This window comes from Paenibacillus lacisediminis, assembly GCF_046567315.2.
In genome coordinates this window covers 49,836-72,364 of record NZ_JBKIAX020000018.1, presented here as the reverse complement: position 1 = coordinate 72,364, position 22,529 = coordinate 49,836, and the positions used below count along the sequence as shown (strand labels likewise).

Here is a 22,529-nt window from a genome sequence, read left to right as displayed (position 1 = left end):
GATCATGCCCTCCTATTCGATTACTCGCTTGATGCTCATGAAGCTGCCTTGTTTCAGCCAGTTCTTCATGCCGACAATTTCCAGACGGTCCATACCTTCCACGATACGGCCGATATGGCTGATCGGGAGCGGCTCGTCGGTTCCCTGACCGTACAGGAAGCATAGCTGATTGCGGGGATTGTAGAAGGCCACATCGCCCGTCGTCAGCGCTCCGCCCGGCACCTTGTTCTCGAATTCGCAGGAAAATGGAATGGTTGCGAAGATCAACTGTCCGTTAAGTTTGGCATGCTGGATGATACCTTCGACCGGAAGGTTGTCCATGATCATATTGCAAATTTTTGGGGCTTTGTCCACATATAGTTCAACAACGATACGTTCTTCATCGATCATGATTTCGATTTTTTGGGTTCCCATAGCGGCTCTCCTTACTTCAATTGGAATGATTATTTCATTTCCCGGTTCCAGCGGTCGATTAACTCAGCCTTCAGGGGGGTGAGCAGGGACTGGTCGATCGTCACCAACGCTTTCACTTTGTCTTCGCCGTACGGCATCAAAGGCTGAAGATCCTCCGGCACTTTGGCCAGCTTGTTGGTTGGCGCATAGAAGTTATTTTCGGCGTACGCCTCCTGGGCTTCCGTGCCAAGCAGTTGGTTCACGAACAGCTCCGCCAGTTCTTTTTTCTTGGTGCCGGCGGCGATGCCAACGAGGGAGGTCACCGTCGGCGAACCGTCGGAAGGAGCCACGAACTCGACCGGCGCGCCCGATCTGATCAGATTGATCGCACGGCCGTTGGGCTGCACCGCCACGATTGCCTGCCCGCTGGTGAGCAGATTCTCCAGATCGGCATGGGAGCTGACGAAGGAGACGATGCTCGGTTTCAATTCTTTCATCTTGGCAAAGACATCGTCCCAGGAATTTTTGTCGGTGATAGTGGTGCCCATGCCGCGGGCGATCATATCCATCATTTCGATCGTGCTGGCATTTTCAATTTGCCAGATTGCGACTTTGCCGGCGAATTCGGGATTCCAGAGATCTTCCCATTTGGCGGGAGGGGTCTTGACCAAATCGGTACGATAGGTGATGCCGAAGCTGCCCCAGTTCGTTGCCACCGTGTAGTCCGTTTCCTTCGCCGCCGGGTAAAGATCTTTTGCATTGGGCATATTGTCAAAATCGAGCGGAGCGAGCACGCCCATATCGATCGCCGAAGCGGCCGAACCCGCGTCGAGATGAAGCACGTCAACCGACGGGTTGTCTCCCTCCGCCTTGAGCTTGGCCACGGGGGAGTCGCCCAGCACAAGCTCCACCTTCGCCCCGGTAGCTTCCTCAAACGCCGGAATGACGTGGTTCCGCAGCGTCTCTTCGTATTTGCCGCCCCAAACCTGAACGACCAGCGTCTCGCCGCTGAAATCGGTTGTGGCCGACGGCTCTTCGTTATTCGAGGCGGAATTTTCCGCTCCCGGGGACGCGGCAGGCGTTTGCGCGGCATTATTGCCACCGCAAGCAGCCAAAAGTAAAAGCAACATGACACACCCTATCAGCAACATCGATCGATTACTTTTTCTCATTTTCTCAATCCTCGCTTTTCATTCAGGTTTAGGATGTTAAATGGCGGAACGGTCCCTTACCTCCTCTCCTCTTAGTCCGAAACTTCCGGCTACTGATGGAACGATATCTAACCTAACACTTACTTAAAAAAAATGAAGCTTGCAAAGAGAAATCGGAATGATTCCTTTATGCTTGCTCCACTCTATTAACTATTAACTATGCCGGAGATACATCAGATTGCAAAATTCGACATGAACTTCTAACTATCGACATGGTATCATTTAAAACTTATATTGTCAATAAATATAACATTAAATTATAAAATATTAAGATCGAAAAGAAAAAATCGCTTAAATCAACTATAAATATCAATGTATGTTACAAAACCTATCATATAATGGATAAAAAACCTAATAAACGATTACTTATGATAGTTTATATGACATATTATAATTTCCTCGCTCAATCCTGTCCGTCCCCCAAGGCAAGCTGCCGGGATGGGGATGAGCGCACAAAGAACAGCTCTCTGCCGGTTCCCGGCTTAAGTTTGCTCCCAAACGGCGATCCGGATCAAAACGCATGGCTCCGGCACTCCCCCGTCATGTACGAGCCGCAGATCCTGCCGCGCTTGTTCCGAGCCGGGTTTCCAGATCAACATTTCCCCCTCTGCCAGCTCCAGGGATAATCGCTCACCGGTCCGGATCGCCAAACGCCCCTTCTCACAATAGAAACACTCAAACTTGTTCGCGGCAGGCAAACAGGGGGCTTCCGCCTTTACCGCGCCCCCTGCTTCAACCCGCAGGACATCCAATCGACCGTCCCATCCGCCAGCCAACATGAGATTTACATCCTTGCCCATACCGGTACAGCGGGTCGTCCACTCCCCTTCAAAGCAATCTTGTTCGTATGGCCGAAGTTCCGCCGTGCGCCGCCCTTCATGCTCCAGCCGAAAGCTCCCGTCCGTTGCCAGCAGCTTGCGCTTGTACCCGGGCAGGGACGTAAACACGGTGCGCGGCTCCGTCATTTCAGCGAGACTGATGCGCCAGGCGAAATCCCGCCGCGCATACGAAGCCCGTTCCGGATAGATTGCCATTTGCACCGTCGTACCCCCGGACCAAACCGAGACGGGAGCATCCAGCTTCTTGATAAGTTTCATGCCATTTGGCATAGCCTGCCCGCCTTTCTTCCCGCTACCTCCATTTGTCGAACAGAGCATTGACCTTGGCGACGATGTCTTGCTCCGCGACCGTAAGCAGCTTCCCGCCGGCGGCGATCAGCCGTCCGTCTACGACGACATCGCGAATCGCCGTGGGCTGCATCGCATACACCATATTCGCGAACAGCTCCGTTTTGGGTGCCAGCGACAAATCGTCCAGATCAAGCGACACGAAATCGGCCCGGTATCCTTCCTCCAGCAGCCCAACCGGCAAACGCAGGAGCTCCCCTCCCGTTTTGGTGCCCATGTCGAACACCTGCCGGGCATTGACGCAGGTTCCGTCCAGGCGCATTACTTTTTGCAGCAGCGAACACATGCGCATCTCTTCATAGACGCTAATCCGGTTGTTGCTGCAAGCGCCGTCGGAGCCAAGCGCGATGCGGACACCGACCCGGGCAAGATCGGGGATTCTCGTGACGCCATCCGACAAAAACATATTGCTGGAAGGGCAATAAGCCAGGGAAACGCCGCGCGCCCCCAACAATTCGATTTCGGAGTCGTCCAGCCAGACGAGATGGATTGCCAGCATGTGCTCGTCCACGACGCCAAGCTCATTCAAATAGTGCACAGGGCGCAGCTTGTATTTCTCCAGCGTTTCCTCGACTTCAAACGTTTCTTCCGCCACATGAATATGGAACGGCGTATCCAGCTCCAAGGCGAGGCGGTGGCCAGCTTGAATCATCGCGGGCGAAGCGCCGTGCGGACTGTGCGGCGCGGGATGCACGCTGACCATGTGCTGGCCCTGGTATTTTACGGCCAGCTCGCGTGTCCGGCGAACCGCCTCCTCCACCGTCTCCTGATACTGGCGCGGCGCGCCGTCCCAATCGTACATCGTGCGGGCGAACACGAGACGGATGCCGATATCGCGGGCCGCCCGAATCACGGCCTCGTCGGTCGCGGTCCCGCCATTGTGCACATAAAAAAAGTCGCTCACTGTCGTCACGCCGTATTTTGCCATCTCGCCAAAAGCAAACAGCGCGCCGGTATAGATCGCCTCTTCGTCCAGCAGCGGCGTATATTTGTACAGCGCCTGATCGCGCCATTCCAGAAAAGGCCGGTCGGCGGCGATGCCGCGCAGCAGGCTCTGAAACGAATGGTTATGGGCGTTGACCGTGCCGGGAACGATCGCTTTGCCGCTCCAGTCCGTCACTTCCACGCCGGCGTAGGCTTCCGCCAGCGCCTTGAAGGGGCCGATTTCCCGGATAAGGCCGTCCTCCACAACAATGGCCAGGTCTTTATGAAAGCTGCCTTTGTAATAAATTTGATCCGCGCGATACAACCGAGGCATACCGACGCCCTCCTTTACGTATCCAGACATTCGTCCAGCTCCAAAATCATCCGAAGCAGCACGTTTGCCGTTTTCTCAATGTCTTCGATCCGGCTTTCTTCTTCGGGGCAGTGGCTTTTGCCGCCGATGCTCGGAACGAACAGCATGCCGCTCCGGGTAATGGACGCCATATGGGTCGCGTCGTGCCCGGCCATACTGCCGAGCAGCTCATACGGATACCCCAGCGCCGCCGACCATTTCCTGCCGCTGGCAATGATAATCTCGTCCATCGGCGCCGGGTCCTGGTCGAGCAGCACGTTGCGGCTGACCGTCACTTTTCTGGTTTGTTCGACCTTACCGATTGACTGCTGCCACTCCGCCACCGCTTCCCTGATTTCCTCCCGCGTTTTGCCCCGGAACTCCGCGATGAACGAAACTTCCGCGGGAATAATGTTGGCCGCGTTCGGACGGACGGACAGCTTCCCGACCGTCCCGACCACTTCCTTAGCCGGATGTCTCCGGCACGTTTCCTCCAGGGCCAGCACGATCTCGGACGCAGCCGTCAGCGCGTCCTTGCGGTCCTCCATCAAAGTCGTTCCCGCATGGTTCGCTTCGCCGGTCACGGTAACCTCTTCCCGGTAAATCCCGGTAATCGCCGTCACGATGCCGACGGGAATATTCCGGCTAATTAGCCGTTTGCCCTGCTCAATGTGCACCTCCAAAAAAGCGCTCAGTTCGCCCGGCCGGCGGGCGGCTTCGTCAAAACGGCCGGGATCTCCTCCGGCCCGGCGCAGCGCGTCCGTCAGCAGCAGCCCGGCAGCATCCGCGACTCCGGCGAGCTGCCGCTGTTTCAGCTTGCCGGTGGCGGCCCGGCTGCCGAAGGTGGACAAGCCGAACGGATTCGGCTCCTCGGCGCTGAACGAGACCAGCTCCAGCGGATGCCGCGTCGCCACGCCACGCTCCCGCAGCACGGCCATGATCTCGCAGGCGATGAGCACGCCAAGCGCCCCGTCGTATTTCCCGCCGTTCGGAACGGCGTCGATATGCGATCCGAACGCGATGGCGGGCAGCGATGGCTCCTCGCCTTCCCTCCGGGCCCAGATGTTGGCCGCGGGGTCGACGCGCACGGCCAGCGACAAAGCCTTCAGCTCACGCACCAGCCACTCCCTTGCGGCCAATTCGGCCGGAGTAAAGGTGGTCCGGTCAATGCCTCCGCCGGCGTTCAGGCCGAACTCGGCCAAAACGCCCAGCTTGCGCGACAAGCGCGCCGCGTCGATTCTCAGCTCATGCCCCTTCAAGCACAACACCGCCTTTCACTGCGATTTTTCCTTTTTTGATCACGGTATGGACCAGGTTTACGGCAAAATGATACTGCAGCGTCTGGTAATTCGGCGCATCGAATAAAACCACGTCCGCCTGCTTGCCTTTTTCCAGGCTGCCGACGAGCTGCGCCCGCCCGATCGCGTGCGCCGCGTTAATCGTCGCCGCCGTCAACGCCTCCGCCGGCGTCATCCGCATCGTCAGGCACGCCGCGTTCATCACGAACGGCAGCGACTGGGTCGGCGACGAGCCGGGGTTGCAGTCCGTCGCCAGCGCGACCGCGACTCCGGCGTCAATCATCGCTCTCGCCCGCGCCGGCCGCTCCATCAGGAACAGGGCCGTGGTCGGCAGAAGCACCGCGATCGTTCCGCTTTCGGCCAGCGCTTCGATCCCCCTGCCGCTCGTCTGCAGCAGGTGTTCGGCCGAGACGGCGCCCACCTTTGCCGCCAGCTCGGCGCCGCCGAGCGGCACGATTTCATCCGCGTGAATTTTCGGCTTCAGGCCGTACCGCTTGCCCGCTTCGAGAATGCGTTCGGATTGCTCCGGCGTGAACACGCCCTCTTCGCAGAACACATCGCAGTATTCGGCCAGCCGCTCCGCCGCCACCCGCGGAATCATCTCTTCCGTCACCAGCGTGACGTACGCTTCGGGATCATGCTTGTATTCGGCCGGAACGGCGTGGGCGCCCATAAACGTCGGCACCAGTTCGACGGGCTGCTTCGCCCCAAGCAGCGAAACCACCCGCAGCTGCTTGAGCTCGTCGGCGACCGTCAAGCCATACCCGCTTTTGACCTCGGCCGTGGTCACTCCGTGCAGCAGAAGCCGCCGCAGTCGGCTTGCGGATTGCTCGGCCAGCTCTTCCGGCGATGCCGCCCGCGTGGCGGCTGTCGTGCTTAGAATGCCTCCGCCTTCCCGCAAAATGTCGATATACTTTTTGCCTTGCAGCCGCAGCTCGAATTCCCGCTCGCGGCTGCCGGCGTACACCAGATGGGTATGGGGATCGACCAGGCCGGGAACGGCGATCTTCCCCGTCCCGTCGATCACGCTTACCCCGCCGCCGGCCCTCGCGGCGTATTCCGCCGCTTCCCGGTCGGCGCCGACGAACGCGATTTTGTCGCCTTCGAGGATGACGCTCCCCCGTTCAATCACGCCGATATCCGCCATCCCGGCTCCCGTTTTCGGGGCCGTGTTTGCTCCGCCCATCGTTACAACCTGTTCCGCGCGTTTAATATAGGTGATTGGTGTCATATAGCCGCCCCCTCCTACATCAATCCCGGAATCTGAATGCCCTTTTCCTTCGCCGTTTGCACCGCCAACTCGTATCCGGCGTCAGCGTGGCGTGCAACGCCCATGCCGGGGTCCGTCGTCAGCACGCGTTCCAGACGCCGGGCCGCATCCGCGCTGCCGTCGGCGACCACAACCATACCCGCATGCAGCGAGTACCCCATGCCGACGCCGCCACCATGATGGACGGATACCCAGCTCGCGCCCGCCGCCGTGTTGATGAGCGCGTTAAGAATCGGCCAGTCGGCGACCGCGTCGCTGCCGTCCTTCATCGCCTCCGTTTCGCGGTTTGGCGACGCGACCGAACCGGCGTCGAGATGATCCCTGCCGATCACGATCGGTGCTTTCAGCTCCCCGGAAGCTACCATCTCGTTAATGATGGCGCCAAACCGCGCGCGTTCGCCGTAACCCAGCCAGCAGATGCGGGCCGGCAGTCCCTGGAAAGCGATTTTTTCACGGGCCATCCGAATCCAGTGGCACAGCGGTTCATTATAGGCGAACTCCCGCAGGATCACTTCATCCGTCTTGTAGATATCCTCCGGATCGCCGGAAAGCGCCACCCAGCGGAACGGTCCCTTGCCTTCGCAGAACTGCGGCCGGATAAAGGCCGGCACAAATCCGGGGAAGCTGAACGCTTCCTTGACACCTTCATCGTACGCTCGCTGCCTGATATTGTTGCCGTAATCGAACGCGACCGCGCCGCGGTCTTGCATCGCCAGCATCGCTTTGACATGCCGCGCCATGCTTGCTTTCGCCAGCCGGACAAGCGTGTCGGGCGCTTCCGTCCGCAGCTTTTCGCCTTCCGCAAGCGTCATGCCGGCCGGCAAATAACCGTTCAGCGGATCGTGGGCCGACGTTTGGTCCGTGACGATGTCCGGAATAAAATCGCGCTCCAGCATCTCCTCAAGAATCTCCGCCGCATTGCCGAGCAGCCCGACGGACAGCGGCTTGCCGGCTTGTTTCGCCTCCAGCGCCGCGGCGATCGCCTCATCCAGCGACTCTGTCAGCCGGTCGCAATAACCGGTCTGAATGCGCTTCTCGATGCGGGAGCGGTCGACCTCAATCCCGATCACTACGCCCCCGTTCATCGTAACCGCCAGCGGCTGTGCTCCGCCCATGCCGCCAAGGCCGGCGGTAACGGTGATCGTATTCGCCAGCGTGCCGCCGAAATGCTGTCTCGCGCATTCCGCGAATGTTTCATAAGTTCCCTGCACAATGCCCTGGCTGCCGATATAAATCCAACTGCCCGCCGTCATTTGGCCGTACATCATCAGCCCTTTTCGATCCAACTCGTGGAAGGTTTCCCAGTTCGCCCAGGCCGGAACGAGATTGGAGTTGGCCAACAGCACCCGCGGCGAATCCTTGTGCGTTGTAAATACGGCTACCGGCTTGCCCGATTGGATCAGCAATGTTTCATTTTCCTCCAACCGCTCCAGTGAAGCCACGATTTGCTCAAATGCCTCCCAGTTGCGTGCCGCCTTGCCGATTCCGCCGTATACGACCAGCTTTTCCGGATGCTCCGCCACCTCCGGATCGAGGTTGTTCATCAGCATGCGGAGCGCAGCCTCCTGAACCCAGCCTTTGGCGCGCAATTCTCTGCCTCTCGGGGCTTTAACCATGGAATGTTTTGTTGCACTCATCTTGTCGCCCTCCCAAAAATAATAGTTACAATCGGCCATATGACTCACGAGATATGTGAGCTTTCTAAACATCTAATGTGTTGATAAATTGCATGAGTCCATCGTATCATTGTAAGCGATTTCAAAAAATGGGGCAAAATTGCGCTCTTTTAGCACGATCTTGCGCTTCGGTAGGCCGTTGGGCTGCAGCCCGCATACTTTTTGAATTTGCGCGCGAAATAATTCGGATCCTGGAAGCCGACCTGCGACGCGATTTGCTGAATCGTCATTTCCGTGGTTTCCAGCAGAAAAGCCGCCTTTTGCAGACGGATTTGGGTCAAATAATCGATGCAGCTCGCCCCGGTTTCCTTCGTAAATACATGCGAAAGATAATAGGGGCTGACATGGCAAGATTTTGCTATGGATTGCAATGTCAGCTTTTGGCGGTGATGTTCCTTCATATATTTGATCGCCGTCAAAACCATGGGGGAAGCTTCGATAGGCTGCTGCCGCTCGACCAGGTTCGTAATTTTCCGGCAGTAATCGCCGATCCGTTTCACAAAATTATTGTAGCGGACGGTTCCGATCAGCGCCTGTACGACCGCCGCGTTTTCCGACAATAGCCCGGCCGCGTCGCCGCCCATGTCCAGCGCCGTGCGCGTCAGTCCCATCGCCAGCTCGATCGCTTCCGACTTGAACATGTCCACATGCATCCGGTAGGCGTCCGCCAACGCTTCCAGAATCGTGTTCAGAACGTGTACCGCTCCCGCCTCGTCCCCCATTCGCACACGGGCGTACAACTCCGCTTTATGCTCGGCGGCCAGCGGTGTGTTCATGCCACCGGCGCCTTTTTTCTCTTTTTCATATTGGTAAATAACATGGTTGCCCTGGAAAAAACGGTCCACCATCGACGCCTTCGCCTCTTCATACGAGCGCTGTATGGAATAGGGGTCCTCGTACAAAGAACCGATGCCTGCGGAAACGGAAAAACCGTGGCCTTCCACGTTTTTCTGAATGCTCCGGACCAAGCGCAGCAGGCGGCCACGCCCTTCGTTCAGCGGTGGGGATGAGCGCAGGTCCAGCAGCAAGGCAACGATGCCTTCCTCGATCCACACCCACAGAAACGGCACGGTGACCGCCTCCCGAATCGCCGCCATCAACCGCTGCCCGATCTTGATTCTCCACTCGACGGGTTGGCCTGCGGCCAGTTCCGGGTAACGGTCGACCGATACGACGACGGCCACATTCGGGTCGGCTTCGATGTGCAGTCTGCGGCGCATGTCTTCATATTCAGCTTCATGAACGATCGTGCCGGAGATGAGCAGTTGGGCAAATGCCGCCTCGGACGCTTGAAACATGCGAACCCCCCTTCCGAACTAGGTGGCCTATCGTGAAACGGCGAATAATCCGTTTTTATTGGTATGATGTTAACATAACTAACACGATTTAACCAATAGTTTATGCTCTGCAGAGTGAGATTGTTTTGGAAACCGCCCCTCTCCATACCAAAAAGCAATCCCAACAAGTCAAACGCTCGCTGAGATTGCTTAGGTCTGTTGACACTATAGCAGGGAGGATGCAAGATGCTCATCTGTAATCCTCTTTTTTTGTAAATACGGTCTCACGCTTATCCTGGAAAAGCCAGTGCACTTTTATCTTTCGGATCAAATTCACTTATATCCATGACTAAACCATTGTAATAGGTGTATACATCCCCGGTATATTTATCCACCCAAAAATCATATACGACCGGCAGCACATAGTAGCGATCATTCTCCATTTTAACCGTCAAATTGGCAATGGTCTTCCGAAGCATAGCTTCATCATCATATTGTTCAACTTGCACATTTTCTTCAAGGGGAGTATAGGCCCCGTATTTTTTCTCAAATGCAGCAATCAATTGCTCTCTCGCTTTATTCACTGCTTCTTCTTGCGACAACTTTGCCCTATTCTCGGGATAACGGCTGATCATTACATGTGGCATTCTTTCCACGATGCGTAATGCATCGGCATCGGTTCCGTCATAATAATGAACATTTCCCTTCAATACTTGAGCAACAAAACTGACAGGAACAAAGAGATCCTCATGCAGTCGTTCGGGAGCTGCATCCAGTTGTATCTCTTTTCCGTTTAATTTCACGCTCTTATTGCCAACAATGACTTCCACCTTGTTCTCTTCATCTTCGAGAGTAGCTGTCCCCTCTACGTCGTTCCACTCCAGTTGAGCCCCTAAATGTTCGGCGATAATCGCCAATGGAACAAATATATGATCATTGACCGCTGTAACATTTGCATTTTTAATAATCGAACCATTTATAAACAGTCCAATATATCCTTGATTCAACATCTCTTTGCTTCCGTCATCGTAAATAATGTACGGCTCCTCAGACTCTTCTCCATAAGGCAGTATTTGCACCTGATCCATATTCGTTCTTGCAACCGATTCTTCATTTGCTTTTTTCTCAGACAGAGCGCAGCCGGACACAACGAATAATAAAAAGATACCGATACCTGCAATTAACAGTTTCTTCACCCTATACACCCTCACCTTTACCTTCATTATAATAATTCACTTACCACTCTTTTATTTCAGGTCACTAATATCAAAATGAGAAAACCAAAATCGGATTTTCAACTATAAATTTGATACAAAGGGGGTAATACCCATTTTTCCTTGCGATTAGGGTATTTTTTCTGTATAGTACGAGGTGATCTATAAAGCAAAGGCTCTCAACTTCGAGGAAATATTAATAATTAGGGGGGGCTACTAATAATTTATGTTGAAGAAAAAATATACAAAGTATACCCTATTACTTATTGTAGTGCTTTTTGCTGTAGGCATTATGTGGGTCTTTAATTCCATTCCTCAAAACACTTCATTTAACGACCTTGTTTTAAATCATATTAAAGTTTCTGAGATAACTTCAATTGATATTCTTAAATTTTCTAGAGAATCATCAAATGTAGAGGAAGAAATTAAAGTGGAAGATGATAACATCGATAAAATAATTAGTGATTTCTCTACAATAAAATTAAGAAAAGTTAGCTCAGTTGATGTAAATCCTTACAGAACATATCAATTATCAATAAGAACAAATCAAGATAATAGATTTAAAATATACCTTTATGAAGAAGATTATATGGAAATATACGATGCTAAGAAAAGGGAGCTAGGTTCGTACAAAATAATTAGTGATTATAATATTGAAACGATTCAACTTTATTTCAAGTCCTTAACTTGATTTTTCATTATCTAATTTCAGCGGCGCAAGTAAATTTATTACAAATATATAAATCGGGTGGACGATCATAGCACCAAGGCTCAACAGCCCGACAACGGGAGTTGGGAGCTCCCCGCGATCCACTATAGGAAACAGAGAACTAAATGCGAAATTTATCAATACAAAATACGGAAACCACAGAATCATCGAAATAAACCTTAGTTTTGTGGTATTTTCAGCAAAGTATTTTCTGGTCCAAATAACGAATACAATCGTAAATAAAATAAACATGATTAAAATGAGAGAATAAACAACTTGGTTAACTAAAGACAAGTCCCAACCAAACACTCTACCCATTCGATAGATATTTGCTAGCAGTTGTATAGGAAAAGATAACATTACCGCGTATCCAAAACTCATTATATTGATTTTCACAAAACTCTTAATAGTAACCATCTCCTTGTTACTCCATAAACAAATTATACCAGGTCGAACTTAAGCACACAGTGCTATCAGCGTCTTGCCAACTTACTTATTGAGAAAAACAAAAAAACACAACCAAATAAGGTTGCAGTTTTTTGTCACTCACTTCGAAATATCCAAAAACCCCTCGCCAAACACACCCCGCTCGTCGTGAATGGTGATAAAGGCGGATTTGTCGATGGATTTGACAATCTTATTAAGCGTGGACACCTCTTGTTTGCTGATAACGATGTATAGGACCTCCGTTTCCTCCATCATTCCCCCGCCCGTACTTTTCCTCTCTATCCCCGGCTATTTAAGGACTGAATATTTCTCAATCGTTTGACCGCTTGTTCAAGAAAAAGCTCATTTTGCTGGTGCGACTATGTCCGGGTATTCCGCCGTGAGCGTCGCATAACTTTCAATCCACGCACTCACTTGGAGTGCGACAGCGAGCCATGCGAATCCTTGTGGCACAAGGCCTCGTAAGCCCAAAAGTGCGAACCCATTTTGCGAGCACGAAATTTTTCCATTAATTTTAACCAAAATCTCTACAAACCCTTTAATGACGCGGGGTGCGAACCTCCCAGGGATTTTATGTGCGCTTGGGGTTCGCACCGCTAGAAGATAAGCGGCTCCTCTAAATCTATCGATGGCTTGGCCCCAATATGCTCTACTTTGGTTTTGTAGTTATTGCCCAACCGATAAAATCGCAAGCTATCTTTTTCTTCATCAATTAACTGGGTTAACTCCAATTTCAGAGCAGTGAACTGGGCTGCATCCACAATGCACTCAAACACGGAATTCTGCACCCGCTGCCCGTAGTTCTGACATGCCTTAGCCACTTTCCGGAGCCGCGCGGCACCTCCCACGCCTGATGTTTGAACATCATAAGTAATGAGTACAAGCATCCCGACTCACCTACTGCCATAAAAATGGCGGGTACTCATCTAAATCGCCGCGCAAGAAACGGGCCAGTAATAAGATTTGTGGTTATAGATTTTCGTTGCTTCCTCTTCATTATCAGAAATTCGGCTGCATCTTTCGCAAAACGACATTTCCCCCGGCTTTCACCGATCACTCTTGCCAAGAATCTCCCGCTTTGTGTCAAGAAGAGGATGGAAATATTACGATCAGCATACAACCTAGTTCTATTTTACCGCAAGATTTGTCATAATTCACCAATATACGGCTTCATTATAATAAAAAGCAATCCCAACAAGCCAGTCGCTTAGCTATACACTTCTCCAGTTTTAATAGTATAATTTAACCGTACTTAGAACTGTAATGAATAGGGAGGATTTGTTTGACGCCGGTGCTGAAAAATAAATGGTTCCTTCAAGGATTGGCCCTCCTTCTGCTTTTCTCGCTTTCTGCCCTGATTCACCTCTCTCAAAAAGACTCTTATAGTAAAATTTCCGATCTTCATATTAAACAGCTAAGTGAAAAAGAACACATTGAAATCCTCGATGTCGCAATAAAAACCGACCTGAACAAGCCCTTTTCCTATGTTTATTACAAGCGGGGGTGAAATTAGGGGCATATTATATAAGCGTTATTAATGATAAGCTGGTTTACGGCAAGGACCATTTAATGATCACGCTCCTCTTTGAACGATTTGGTCCGTATGAATTGAAAAAAGGCGAAAGCGATCACAATGACTCCGATTATCAAGGAAATGGTCGCCGCCATTGAACAAATAAATGATATTAAAATTGTTAAAGTTGGCCGTATATTGAATTATGAGCAACGGCGCGGTGGCAAACAGCACATGCGGCAGCGTAATATAGCGGAATTTCTGCCAGCGCGTCCCGCCGTCCACATCGGCCGCTTCATAGGCATCATGGGAGATGCTTTGCAGTACGCCGGTGAACAGGGCGAACATAAACGGAAAGCCCAGCCATACCTGAATGCCGATCAGCGCGATCTTCGTAAACAGCGGATCGATCAGCCACGGGATCGGCGCCAGCTGGAACCAATCCCGCAGCATGCGGTTGATCGCCCCGAACCGATCGTTGAACAACGCGGAAAAAATCATGATCGTCACAAAGTTCGGAATTGCCCACGGCAATATCAGGATCGTGCGGATCAGCCGCTTGAAGCGAATGCGCTTGTCGTTCACCAGCACCGCCAGCAATAACCCCAAGCCAATTTGCAGCGTCGTCGCTACCACTGTCCAGACCAGAGTCCAGGACAGTACGTTCATGAACGACTGATTCCAGATCGGCACCGTTACAAGTTGGATAAAGTTGTAAAACCCTACCCAATCGACCAGATGGCGCGGCGGGGAGTGGTACAGATCAGACCTAGTCCGATAAAATCCGCGAAGGTGATGATAAACGCAAGCTCTAAAATAATCAGAATGATCCCTTTGATATAACTGCGGTTGTACAACTGCCCTAATCCGGTGAACAGAATGGACAGCCCCATCGCCAGCCAGGGGCGATGCGCCGGCTTCTCCCGGGCTACCCATGGAATATAACGACAAATGGCTTGGGGGATACCTCTTGCTATCTATGCGGCTTTCACGTTCAGCTCGCGGTGTACATCATCATATGTCCAGAGAGCCTGGAGCTTTAACAAGCCGCGCATTAGCCCAGGATGCTATATTGGCTCACTTCGAAATATCCAAAAACCCCTCGCCAAACACATCCCTCACGTCGTGGATGGTGAGAAACGCGGCTTTGTCGATGGATCTGACAATTTTTTTAAGCGTGGATACCTCTTGTTTGCTGATGATGATGTACAGGACTTCCTTCGGATTTTTCGTATAGTAGCCATGGCCCGACAGCACCGTAACGCCACGGTCCATGTGAGTAATGACCATTTCGGCGATGTCGTTTTGCTTCTCCGAGATGATTGTAACGGCCTTTTTGGGATTCAGCCCCTCAATCATGAAGTCCATCACTTTCGTACCGACATACAAGATGACGATGGTCAGCATCAGCTTTTCCGCACCGATAATAAAATAGGAGGAAAAAGCCACGATCAGATCGAAAAACAACAGCGCATAGCTGATATTCCAGTCGAGATATTTATTGGCGATCCGGGCTAAAATCACGGTCCCCGCTGTCGTCCCCCCGACCCGCACGATCAGACCGATTCCGATCCCCACCAGCACGCCGGCGAAGACCGCATTTATGGTCGGCTCATGCGAATTGATCTCCCAGTTTTCCGTTAGATGCAGAAACAACGAGTTAAAAGCAACCGCAATCACCGTATACACCGTCGTTTGCCGATCGAGAAATTTGTAGCCGACAATCAGCAGCAAGCCATTGATCACTATATTAACGATGGAGGGTGACCACTGAAACAAGTAGTACAAAATAATGGTGACCCCTGTAACGCCCCCCTCGCCGAACTCATTTGGGATGACAAACAGATTGACGGCCAATGCAAATAAAAAGGCACCCACAATTATAGTAGCGATATCCGCAATTCTATTTTTCATAACTACTCTGATCCTCTCTAGCAGTTCTAACCTTACAACCAGATCATCGTATTCCACTTCCAGCTATAAAGTCAATATGACTTTTACACTTTAATTCGCTATCCAATTCACTTGAAAAAGGAATTTCGACAAAATTCATACCAAAATAATGAACGGGCAGTGCTAGAGGAGAATCCCTGCAAGCCGCCCGTTCTTTTCTTATTCCGTTTAACTATTCTGATTCTTTACCCCCCACTCACACAACTGTTCCAAAACAGGCAACAGAGTCTCCGCTTTCTCTGTGAGACTGTATTCGACTTTAGGGGGAACTTGGGGATACTCTTTGCGGTTCACCATACCATCCGCTTCCAATTCTTTTAGTTGGGCACTCAATGTTTTATAGGTAATGGCTCCTATCCGTCTTTTCATATCATTAAAGCGAACCGTTTGGTTTTCTGCGAGGAGGTAAATAATCAGCATTTTCCATTTGCCGCCGATCACGGACAAGGTGTAGCCAAAAGGGGTCTCTTGAATATTACCTTTCTCTTTATAGTCAGCCACGCTCATATTTGCACTATCCTTTCTGGTAGTACCTATCAATAAAGTGCGTACTATTTTTTTGTTTGCGTTCATTTTATACTGGCCTTACTTTGAAGTAAAGGAGAGAAAAAAATGGCGAATGTCAAAACCTACAATCACGATCTTTGGGATCACGGCATCTCCCAGGGTTACAGTGTTAACGGCACCATCTACATTTCGGGGCAATTTTCCCACGATACGGAGGGTGCGTTCGTTGGCGTGGGCGATATCGAGGCGCAGACCCGGCAGACGCTGGAGAATCTCGATCGCGTGCTGGCGGGATTTGGCGTCACGAAGTCGAACCTCGCTTATGTAGAGCTCTATCTGACAAAGGCGGAAGAGCATTTCGAGTCATGCATCCGGCTGTTCAAGGAATACATGGGACAACACCGGCCAGCCGGCAGTTGCATCGGCGTGACCTACCTGGCATCCCCTGAGCAACTGGTCGAAATCCGCGCCGTCGCATACACGGACTAACTCGGCTACCGTAGTCGGCGCGCGGCGCCGGGCGGCCCGGCTTCGAAAAGGGCGGGGGCCGCCCAGCGCAAATAAAAAGCCCGCTTCATTTAGCGGGCTTTAGGCGTTCATCAACCTCTTTTATAAGCGAGGATTCGGCGGTACAACGCTGTATCCTTCAGCTTGTGGATATGGGACATGGCCGGATACAGGTTGGCTTCAATGATGGACACACGCCCCCCTTGATCGGTGGCGACGTCCAGGCCGTAAATACGATGTCCGGGGAACAAGGCTTGCAGCCTTCTTGCGGAAAGAAGCGAGACTTTATTGATTTGAGATTCCAATGCCGAGGCGGACAGGTGTCTGATGGAGGAGCGCTGAAGCCCCGGTTTGAACCTGAGCAGCGTTCCCTTGCTCCGCGTATTGTTGGAAACAATGTAGCCTTTGCCGGCCACCTTGATCAGCTTGCCCGTAACTACCCACTGGGATGAACTTTTTTTCCGCTGCACGATGACTCTCATATCAAAGGGGCGATTGTTAATGGTGGGGCGGGTAATCCGCCGTTGAACCATGTAACTCGCGAACCCCATTATTTTTTGGATATAGCGGTAGGTGTTCTCCCTTCCCTGTATCACCCGTACCCGATTCTCGTAATGTACGGCGTACTTGTCATTCCCCAGATCCGAAACTTGAATCACCCCGCGGCCGCGGCTTCCCCAAACCGGTTTAACCATGACATGCCGGTGTTTTTTCACAAGACTCCATAAGGATGGCCAGTTCATCCTCTTTGTTTCCGGTATATAAGGCGCCAACGAGGCATCCTTTTTCATAAACACATATTTTGCCCATTTATTCTTCGCTACGTTTCCCACGGGACTCCACCTTTCTCCTCTTCGATCGAACGCCATCCAGATACTCTTCCAGCCATTCCAGAAAAACCTCGATGTCCTTAGCCGTAATGTCCCCGATATTGGCGACCCGGAACGTCTTTAGCCCCTCCAGTTTGCCGGGGTAAATCATTATGCCTTTGCTGTAGAAGAAATCATGCATGGACTGAAAATCAAAATCCGCATCAGGTTCACGAATGGAAGTGATGAGCTTCGCGTGATGCTCTTCGGGGACGATGTAGGTCAAACCGAGCCTGTTTAGACCGCTGATTAAAGTTTTCCAGGATGCGGTGTATCTTGCGTAACGCTTGACTATACCTTCCTGATTTAATTCCCGGATAGCTTGCTTAAGCGCGTACAAGGTCTGTACCGGCGGTGTAAACCGCATTTGCGCATGTTCGGCAAAATAACGATATTGCGCGTACAAATTCAAATAATAACTTCGTGGCTTCCGATCCTTTAAATTCTCCAATTTGCTCTTCTCCGCGATCACGAACGAAACCCCGGGCATTCCCTGCAGGTTCTTATTGGAACTGGACGCCAGAAAAGAAATGTTCATTTCCTTCATGTCCATCGGAACCGCGGCAAAAGAGCTCATGGCGTCCACCATCATGTCGATGTGATACCTGCGGCATAATTCCCCGATCTCTTTCACCCTGTTCAGCAGGCCGGTTGTTGTCTCATGATGCACCACCGCGAGATGGGAAATCCTGCGGCCGGAGGAGCGGATACACCGCTCTAATTCATCGAGATCAATGGCCTCATCAAAAGGACTCTTGAATTCCAAATAGTCGATTCCGTAGATCTCGGCGATCTCGCACATCCGTCTGCCATATGCGCCGTTATTAACAATGACCATAACTTCGCTGCCAGGAACGGAGCTGATCATGGATTCAACGGCCGCGGTGCCCGATCCGCCAAACAAAATGGCCTGATAGCGGTCCGGATCCGCAACCAAACGGGTGAGTTCGGTGGAAATGTGCTCCATGACCGCGCCAAACTCGGCTTCACGGGGGCATATATCCGGAACCACCTGTGACCGTTTTACACTATCCGTAGTCGTTGCCGGTCCGGGGGTAAGCAAAATATTTCTTTTTACGTCAGAGCTCACGAGCCATCCACTTCCTTGAACTTAATGGGATCGTTTTGCAAAAACCGCTGTAGGCGCATCCTTACTTCGTAAGGCTTTATGCCCGGACGGGCCAGCTGCGCTTTGGACTGCTTGGAGATTTTCATATACAGAAAAGTAAGCGCTCGGGTCTCTTTCCAAGTTAGCAAGCAAGCTTTCAGTTCTTCGAGGTTGTGAACGTGGATCGACTTCGTATACCCGCAGGCAGCGGCAATGCTTACGAAATCAACATTATGGGATACCGTGCTTTGTCCCCCTGTTGATTCATAGGCGTTATTATCGAGCAGAATGTGCACCATATTGCCGGGGTTATAACACCCGTTTGTCGAGAGGCTTCCCATGCGCATCAACAGCGCCCCGTCTCCATCAATCACAACGATGTTCTTGTTGGGCTGGCTTAGAGCAAGCCCCAGTCCAAAAGAACCGACACACCCCATCGATCCCACCATGTACAGATTGCTGCTTGCGTCTTCAATTTCATACAATTCCCGCCCCGTTTTGCCCGTTGTGGCCAGTTGTACCGTGTCCTCGTCTTTCACCGCATTAATCACGGCCAATGCCTCATACCGCGCCGGCATCTGATCTTCTTGATGGGCATGCTGTATAAACTGGTTTGAATGTAGAGAGGTTTGCTGCTTCTTCAAAGGCTCAGTGTCAAAGGTCCCTTTCTTGACGACAAAGAAGAACGGCCGATTCCGGGCGATTTGCTCATGGGCCTGAACCAGCTGCTTCCTGGCCTCCTCCAAATCTTTGGAAAGATATTGCCACTCCACGTCCATCAATTCCAGCAGCTGCGCCGTGATCCTGCCCATCAGTTCATGCTGAGGTTCGTCGGGGACACCCGGTTCACCGCGAAGGCTGACAAACCCGAGCAGCGGAATGCGGAAGGGGTAAATCAGGGAGGTTAGCGGCGAAACCGCGTTGGTTAGCCCTGAGTTTTGCATCAGGACCACGGATTTTTTCCCTCCTAGATAAGCGCCCGAGGCGATGGCAATCGCGTCACCTTCGTTAGCCGCCGCAACATAATCGCATTCGTTGATGGCATAATTGATTAGATTTTTCAGATAGGAGCACGGTACCCCGCTGAAAAAGGTGAAGCCTAATTCTCGAAGCTCTTCTCCAAATATCCTCGTGTCCAATTACATCCCCTCATTCAGGCTGAACTGCGGCGCCGGGAGATATTGCCGTTCCGCAGCTTCCAGCTCTTCCGCGCCTTGAAGCCGAAAAACTTCTTCCAGCGGGGCAACCTCATTTTCGATTTGGGCGAGACTCTCATCGCGATAAATGCTGCGGGATACTTGCTTCATGGCCGCAATCGAGGAACGCAAGTTGTGGTTCGCCCAGATCGCCAGGCTGATCCCCAGCTCCCGGAACTTATCGGTTGGGGTTAAATAGTATTTCGTGGGCACGATAACTACGGGCAACCTTCCCGCCCATTCCTTCATAAACGCCTCAATTTCCGTTATATCCGGCCTTTTGCTGTGGATAAGCACCGCATCGGCCCCCGCCTTCCGGTAAGCCTCCGCCCGCCGCAGCGCCTCGTCAAGCCCTCTCCCCGTAATAAAAGCTTCGACTCTGGCCACAACCAAAAAATCTTCGTCGGTTTGCGCATCCTTCATCGCCTTGATTTTACCGCAAAATTCTTCGATCTCCGCCAGCGGCTGGAATTGACCGTTGATGAAGGAATTCATTTTGGGGAATTGCTTATCTTCAATACATACCCCCGCGATCCCGCGCTGCTCCAGCTTTTTGACCAAGCGTCTGGCATTGTTGAAGTTGCCGTAGCCCGTATCCCCATCCAGCAAAATCGGGATGGACGTCGCGTCGCTCATGAATTCCAGCACATCCACAACCTGGGTCCAGGAGGCTTCATTATTGTCTCTAACGCCCAATGCCGCGGAGATCGACAACCCGCTGGCCCAAATCCCTTTAAAGCCTTCCTCCTCGACAATTTTGGCGGACAGGCCGTTATGGGCCTCCATGATAAATTCCAGTTTTCTGGAGTTGATCAATTGTCTAAGCTGCTTCGTTTTGCTCATTTGTGCTTCCTGTTTTCCTTCGTTTGCCATGGCCATTCTCATCTCCTGTGTTTCAGCTATCAAAAGCATATGTAGCAGGCCGCTCTGCTGTTTAGGCTATTTTCCTGAATTGAGGAAATATTCGGAAATGAGCGTCTATTGTGAGCGCAAATAAGCGAAAATATTAACAAGGTAAAAGGGCCATTGCCAAACAAGAAAAACCCCGCCACCGGCGAGGGCCTTTGTCGTGCAAACCCATACGCTGGATGCAAGGGGAAGGAATGCTACTCTAACGGACTCCAGCGACGTTATTTGCCCATTTCCCGGGTATTTCCCAGCCTAACGGACGCACATGACCTTATTTCGCTCTAAACGAGTTCACCAGGGCCAATTTGAGCTAGATAAGGTCATCTGTGTCCGTTACATATTGCGCACCTCCGTTTTTCCACAAATAAGGTCTCTGAGGTCCTTTAGCTTTCCTCTTCTCCTCCCAGCAGTTTTTCGGCAAGCCGGCGTAACTGTGCATCTCTTTATATTCTGTAGTTTATACTTTTTGTTATAACAGTTGGTATAGCAAGAATAACTAAATGGACGAGGGGATCGAAATGGAGCATAAAGTGACTTTACCGGCAGGAATAAGTGCCGAATTTCTTGAAACGCTCTCGGGTGTGATGGAGGAATACGATGAAACCTTGAAAGGCCTGAAGGATCGTTGATATGACCGTGCGATACCTGTCTGTCCAAGAGGCTATTGCCATTAATGTCGCCATGATACAGAAATATAGTCCCGGGGAAGATGTCGGAGTTAGTCTGCGGTATTTCGGCTGTTTCAATCCCTGGGACAAAATCATCCCTTTCAAAATGCAAACAAACGGACCGCTTTTACCGCTTTGGTGATCTTTTTGCGGCTGAACGGCTATGCCTTTGTCATGGACCAGAAAGCGGCTGAAGATTTTACCGTTGACATGGTGAACCATCATTATGAATTTCAGGAACTTGTGCAGGTGATTAAACAGCATTGTAAAGAAACCCCACAACGATGAGAAAAATTCCACGAAATGCAAAAGTGCATGCGACTTTTGCCGAAACTCCTCTAAACCGGTGGTTCAAAGGTAAAAGTGCAGTTCATTTCCGGTCAAAAACTGCTTTTTTATCGGATAGCCTCAAATGAGATGTACTTTTGCACTTCAATCGCTCTAAAATGGTAATCTACGAAAAATAGAATGCACTTTTGCAGTTGATGCCATCGGGCCACCCTTCTTCCCATGAAAAACGAGAGCCTCTGCCGAACCAAAGATCAATACCTTTGAAAGGCCTGACAGAGGCACGGCCTATTCCTTGAGCGAATGGTTCCCATACTCCAACACCAACATATCCAAATAAATTTGAAAAGGCGCTCGGGAGCACATGTCGACACCGTTGAAGTAGCAGTGTTCGATGGGGGTGTAGAAGACAAGGTCGGATAGCTCGGTCAGGCGGTTGAATTTGGTTCCGACCAGGGAAAGAATCGGCGTGCCTTGCTGTTTGACGATATGCGCATATTCTAAAATGTTAAGAGTCTCTCCACTATAGGAAACAAAAATGGCCAGGTCATCCTTGCCCAAGTTTTGCGCGGCACATCGTAAATCGTCCCAATCCATTCGGGCCATGTTGTTTTTCCCTAACATCAACAGCTTTTTGGAGGCGTCCCAGCAGACGGAATAGGAATGGCCGACTCCGAACCACTCGACTTGTCTTGCTTCCGCGAGCATGGAGGCGGCCTGCTTCAATTTATTTTCATCGATATGCTGTAAAACCCCTTGAATATCCTTTTCATAGCGTTTGACATAAGCGGATAAAGAGGCGGAGAGTCCTTCATTTCTCGTTGGATCCTCATCGCGTATGTATAAGTGAAGCTGAAGCTTAAAATCCTGAAACCCTTGGAAGCCCAGCCTTTTACAGGTACGGCTGATCGTTGCGGTGGAAACAAACATTTCTTTGGCCGCCTCTTCCAATTTCAAGGACACTAACCGTTCCGGGTAACGAATAAAATAGTCTAACACTTGCTTTTCAAGCTGGCTTAAATTTTCCCGTTGCTGTACTAACCTCTTCATAAG

The 22,529-nt window shown here is 51.3% G+C and carries 21 protein-coding genes and 4 pseudogenes; 4 read left to right on the top strand and 21 right to left on the bottom strand.

Annotation, left to right across the window (positions count from 1 at the left end; translation table 11 throughout):
• Window positions 1-12 precede the first annotated feature (12 nt).
• The 9 genes from ACLD72_RS26250 to ACLD72_RS26210 all read right to left on the bottom strand — a co-directional run bounded on the left by ACLD72_RS26250 (window position 13) and on the right by ACLD72_RS26210 (window position 10,784).
• Window positions 13-414: a cyclophilin-like fold protein gene (locus ACLD72_RS26250; protein WP_411001462.1), complete on the bottom strand. Its 402-nt coding sequence runs from the start codon at window positions 412-414 to the stop codon at window positions 13-15.
• A 29-nt stretch (window positions 415-443) separates the two neighbouring features.
• A complete protein-coding gene (locus ACLD72_RS26245) occupies window positions 444-1,523 on the bottom strand; it encodes an ABC transporter substrate-binding protein (protein WP_458476228.1) in 1,080 nt (359 codons plus the stop codon).
• A gap of 563 nt (window positions 1,524-2,086) precedes the next feature.
• Entirely contained in the window at window positions 2,087-2,701 is a 615-nt protein-coding gene (locus ACLD72_RS26240; protein ID WP_458476227.1) for a HutD/Ves family protein, read from the bottom strand.
• A 34-nt stretch (window positions 2,702-2,735) separates the two neighbouring features.
• Window positions 2,736-4,049: an amidohydrolase family protein gene (locus tag ACLD72_RS26235; protein ID WP_411001465.1), complete on the bottom strand. Its 1,314-nt coding sequence runs from the start codon at window positions 4,047-4,049 to the stop codon at window positions 2,736-2,738.
• Window positions 4,050-4,063: 14 nt separating this feature from the next.
• On the bottom strand, window positions 4,064-5,326 hold the full coding sequence (locus tag ACLD72_RS26230; RefSeq protein WP_411001466.1) for a Zn-dependent hydrolase: 1,263 nt from the start codon (window positions 5,324-5,326) through the stop codon (window positions 4,064-4,066).
• Window positions 5,313-6,596 (bottom strand): imidazolonepropionase, encoded by a 1,284-nt coding sequence (hutI, locus tag ACLD72_RS26225; protein ID WP_411001467.1) that lies wholly within the window; start codon window positions 6,594-6,596, stop codon window positions 5,313-5,315. Before hutI ends, ACLD72_RS26230 begins: the two co-directional genes overlap by 14 nt.
• A 14-nt stretch (window positions 6,597-6,610) precedes the next feature.
• Window positions 6,611-8,272 carry a urocanate hydratase gene (gene hutU, locus ACLD72_RS26220; RefSeq protein ID WP_411001468.1) on the bottom strand — a complete coding sequence of 554 codons (1,662 nt, stop codon included), beginning with the start codon at window positions 8,270-8,272 and terminating at the stop codon, window positions 6,611-6,613.
• A 149-nt stretch (window positions 8,273-8,421) separates the two neighbouring features.
• A complete protein-coding gene (locus ACLD72_RS26215) occupies window positions 8,422-9,609 on the bottom strand; it encodes a helix-turn-helix domain-containing protein (RefSeq protein WP_411001469.1) in 1,188 nt (395 codons plus the stop codon).
• A 269-nt stretch (window positions 9,610-9,878) separates the two neighbouring features.
• Window positions 9,879-10,784 (bottom strand): copper amine oxidase N-terminal domain-containing protein, encoded by a 906-nt coding sequence (locus ACLD72_RS26210; protein ID WP_411001470.1) that lies wholly within the window; start codon window positions 10,782-10,784, stop codon window positions 9,879-9,881.
• A gap of 244 nt (window positions 10,785-11,028) precedes the next feature.
• Here ACLD72_RS26210 and ACLD72_RS26205 point away from each other — a divergent pair, with 244 nt between their 5' ends.
• A complete protein-coding gene (locus ACLD72_RS26205) occupies window positions 11,029-11,493 on the top strand; it encodes a hypothetical protein (protein ID WP_411001471.1) in 465 nt (154 codons plus the stop codon).
• On the opposite strand, the gene ACLD72_RS26200 is transcribed toward ACLD72_RS26205, so the two are convergent.
• The 4 genes and pseudogenes from ACLD72_RS26200 to ACLD72_RS26185 all read right to left on the bottom strand — a co-directional run.
• Complete coding sequence (locus tag ACLD72_RS26200) at window positions 11,485-11,907, bottom strand: hypothetical protein (RefSeq protein WP_458476226.1); 423 nt, start codon at window positions 11,905-11,907, stop codon at window positions 11,485-11,487. The genes ACLD72_RS26205 and ACLD72_RS26200 overlap by 9 nt on opposite strands.
• A 150-nt stretch (window positions 11,908-12,057) precedes the next feature.
• Window positions 12,058-12,207 (bottom strand): annotated as a pseudogene (locus ACLD72_RS26195) (DUF2179 domain-containing protein); the annotation flags it as partial.
• 347 nt (window positions 12,208-12,554) lie between these two features.
• Complete coding sequence (gene cas2, locus ACLD72_RS26190) at window positions 12,555-12,845, bottom strand: CRISPR-associated endonuclease Cas2 (protein WP_411001473.1); 291 nt, start codon at window positions 12,843-12,845, stop codon at window positions 12,555-12,557.
• Window positions 12,846-12,920: 75 nt separating this feature from the next.
• Window positions 12,921-13,072: pseudogene (locus ACLD72_RS26185) on the bottom strand (CRISPR-associated endonuclease Cas1); the annotation flags it as partial.
• A 168-nt stretch (window positions 13,073-13,240) separates the two neighbouring features.
• Here ACLD72_RS26185 and ACLD72_RS26180 point away from each other — a divergent pair.
• A complete protein-coding gene (locus tag ACLD72_RS26180; protein ID WP_411001474.1) occupies window positions 13,241-13,465 on the top strand; it encodes a hypothetical protein in 225 nt (74 codons plus the stop codon).
• A 59-nt stretch (window positions 13,466-13,524) separates the two neighbouring features.
• On the opposite strand, the pseudogene ACLD72_RS26175 reads toward ACLD72_RS26180, so the two are convergent.
• The 3 genes and pseudogenes from ACLD72_RS26175 to ACLD72_RS26165 all read right to left on the bottom strand — a co-directional run bounded on the left by ACLD72_RS26175 (window position 13,525) and on the right by ACLD72_RS26165 (window position 15,931).
• A pseudogene (locus ACLD72_RS26175) lies at window positions 13,525-14,364 on the bottom strand (carbohydrate ABC transporter permease).
• Between the two features lie 184 nt (window positions 14,365-14,548).
• Window positions 14,549-15,385 carry a YitT family protein gene (locus ACLD72_RS26170; protein WP_411001475.1) on the bottom strand — a complete coding sequence of 279 codons (837 nt, stop codon included), beginning with the start codon at window positions 15,383-15,385 and terminating at the stop codon, window positions 14,549-14,551.
• 207 nt (window positions 15,386-15,592) lie between these two features.
• Window positions 15,593-15,931 (bottom strand): winged helix-turn-helix transcriptional regulator, encoded by a 339-nt coding sequence (locus ACLD72_RS26165; protein ID WP_411001476.1) that lies wholly within the window; start codon window positions 15,929-15,931, stop codon window positions 15,593-15,595.
• Window positions 15,932-16,036: 105 nt separating this feature from the next.
• On the opposite strand from ACLD72_RS26165, the gene ACLD72_RS26160 reads away from it, so the two are divergent.
• The gene (locus ACLD72_RS26160) at window positions 16,037-16,420 is read left to right on the top strand and encodes a RidA family protein (RefSeq protein ID WP_411001477.1); all 384 of its coding nucleotides are present in this window, start codon (window positions 16,037-16,039) and stop codon (window positions 16,418-16,420) included.
• A gap of 110 nt (window positions 16,421-16,530) precedes the next feature.
• Here the strand turns inward: ACLD72_RS26160 and ACLD72_RS26155 are convergent, their stop codons facing one another.
• From ACLD72_RS26155 to aepX, 4 genes are read right to left on the bottom strand one after another with little or no spacing between them, the layout of a single operon-like run.
• Window positions 16,531-17,271 (bottom strand): YheC/YheD family protein, encoded by a 741-nt coding sequence (locus ACLD72_RS26155; RefSeq protein WP_411001478.1) that lies wholly within the window; start codon window positions 17,269-17,271, stop codon window positions 16,531-16,533.
• Window positions 17,249-18,397, bottom strand: a complete 1,149-nt coding sequence (locus tag ACLD72_RS26150) for a 2-aminoethylphosphonate aminotransferase (RefSeq protein ID WP_411001479.1) — start codon at window positions 18,395-18,397, stop codon at window positions 17,249-17,251. Before ACLD72_RS26150 ends, ACLD72_RS26155 begins: the two co-directional genes overlap by 23 nt.
• On the bottom strand, window positions 18,394-19,554 hold the full coding sequence (aepY, locus tag ACLD72_RS26145; protein WP_411001480.1) for a phosphonopyruvate decarboxylase: 1,161 nt from the start codon (window positions 19,552-19,554) through the stop codon (window positions 18,394-18,396). The genes ACLD72_RS26150 and aepY overlap by 4 nt, the downstream gene beginning before the upstream one ends.
• Window positions 19,555-20,454 (bottom strand): phosphoenolpyruvate mutase, encoded by a 900-nt coding sequence (gene aepX / locus ACLD72_RS26140; protein WP_411001529.1) that lies wholly within the window; start codon window positions 20,452-20,454, stop codon window positions 19,555-19,557.
• Window positions 20,455-21,150: 696 nt separating this feature from the next.
• Between aepX and ACLD72_RS26135 the strand changes: the two are divergent.
• Window positions 21,151-21,476, top strand: a pseudogene (locus ACLD72_RS26135) (type II toxin-antitoxin system death-on-curing family toxin).
• A gap of 288 nt (window positions 21,477-21,764) precedes the next feature.
• Here the strand turns inward: ACLD72_RS26135 and ACLD72_RS26130 are convergent.
• The gene (locus tag ACLD72_RS26130) at window positions 21,765-22,526 is read right to left on the bottom strand and encodes a MurR/RpiR family transcriptional regulator (protein WP_411001481.1); all 762 of its coding nucleotides are present in this window, start codon (window positions 22,524-22,526) and stop codon (window positions 21,765-21,767) included.
• Window positions 22,527-22,529: the final 3 nt, after the last annotated feature.

What these genes read in the sequence shown, in the direction of transcription:
- cas2 (WP_411001473.1), bottom strand. Translation starts at nt 12,845, where the DNA reads ATGCTTGTACTCATTACTTATGATGTTCAAACATCAGGCGTGGGAGGT.
- ACLD72_RS26130 (WP_411001481.1), bottom strand. Translation starts at nt 22,526, where the DNA reads ATGAAGAGGTTAGTACAGCAACGGGAAAATTTAAGCCAGCTTGAAAAG.
- ACLD72_RS26215 (WP_411001469.1), bottom strand. Translation starts at nt 9,609, where the DNA reads ATGTTTCAAGCGTCCGAGGCGGCATTTGCCCAACTGCTCATCTCCGGC.
- hutI (WP_411001467.1), bottom strand. Translation starts at nt 6,596, where the DNA reads ATGACACCAATCACCTATATTAAACGCGCGGAACAGGTTGTAACGATG.
- ACLD72_RS26205 (WP_411001471.1), top strand. Translation starts at nt 11,029, where the DNA reads ATGTTGAAGAAAAAATATACAAAGTATACCCTATTACTTATTGTAGTG.
- ACLD72_RS26170 (WP_411001475.1), bottom strand. Translation starts at nt 15,385, where the DNA reads ATGAAAAATAGAATTGCGGATATCGCTACTATAATTGTGGGTGCCTTT.
- ACLD72_RS26165 (WP_411001476.1), bottom strand. Translation starts at nt 15,931, where the DNA reads ATGAGCGTGGCTGACTATAAAGAGAAAGGTAATATTCAAGAGACCCCT.
- ACLD72_RS26240 (WP_458476227.1), bottom strand. Translation starts at nt 2,701, where the DNA reads ATGAAACTTATCAAGAAGCTGGATGCTCCCGTCTCGGTTTGGTCCGGG.
- hutU (WP_411001468.1), bottom strand. Translation starts at nt 8,272, where the DNA reads ATGAGTGCAACAAAACATTCCATGGTTAAAGCCCCGAGAGGCAGAGAA.
- ACLD72_RS26245 (WP_458476228.1), bottom strand. Translation starts at nt 1,523, where the DNA reads ATGTTGCTTTTACTTTTGGCTGCTTGCGGTGGCAATAATGCCGCGCAA.
- ACLD72_RS26235 (WP_411001465.1), bottom strand. Translation starts at nt 4,049, where the DNA reads ATGCCTCGGTTGTATCGCGCGGATCAAATTTATTACAAAGGCAGCTTT.
- ACLD72_RS26160 (WP_411001477.1), top strand. Translation starts at nt 16,037, where the DNA reads ATGGCGAATGTCAAAACCTACAATCACGATCTTTGGGATCACGGCATC.
- aepX (WP_411001529.1), bottom strand. Translation starts at nt 20,454, where the DNA reads ATGAGCAAAACGAAGCAGCTTAGACAATTGATCAACTCCAGAAAACTG.
- ACLD72_RS26250 (WP_411001462.1), bottom strand. Translation starts at nt 414, where the DNA reads ATGGGAACCCAAAAAATCGAAATCATGATCGATGAAGAACGTATCGTT.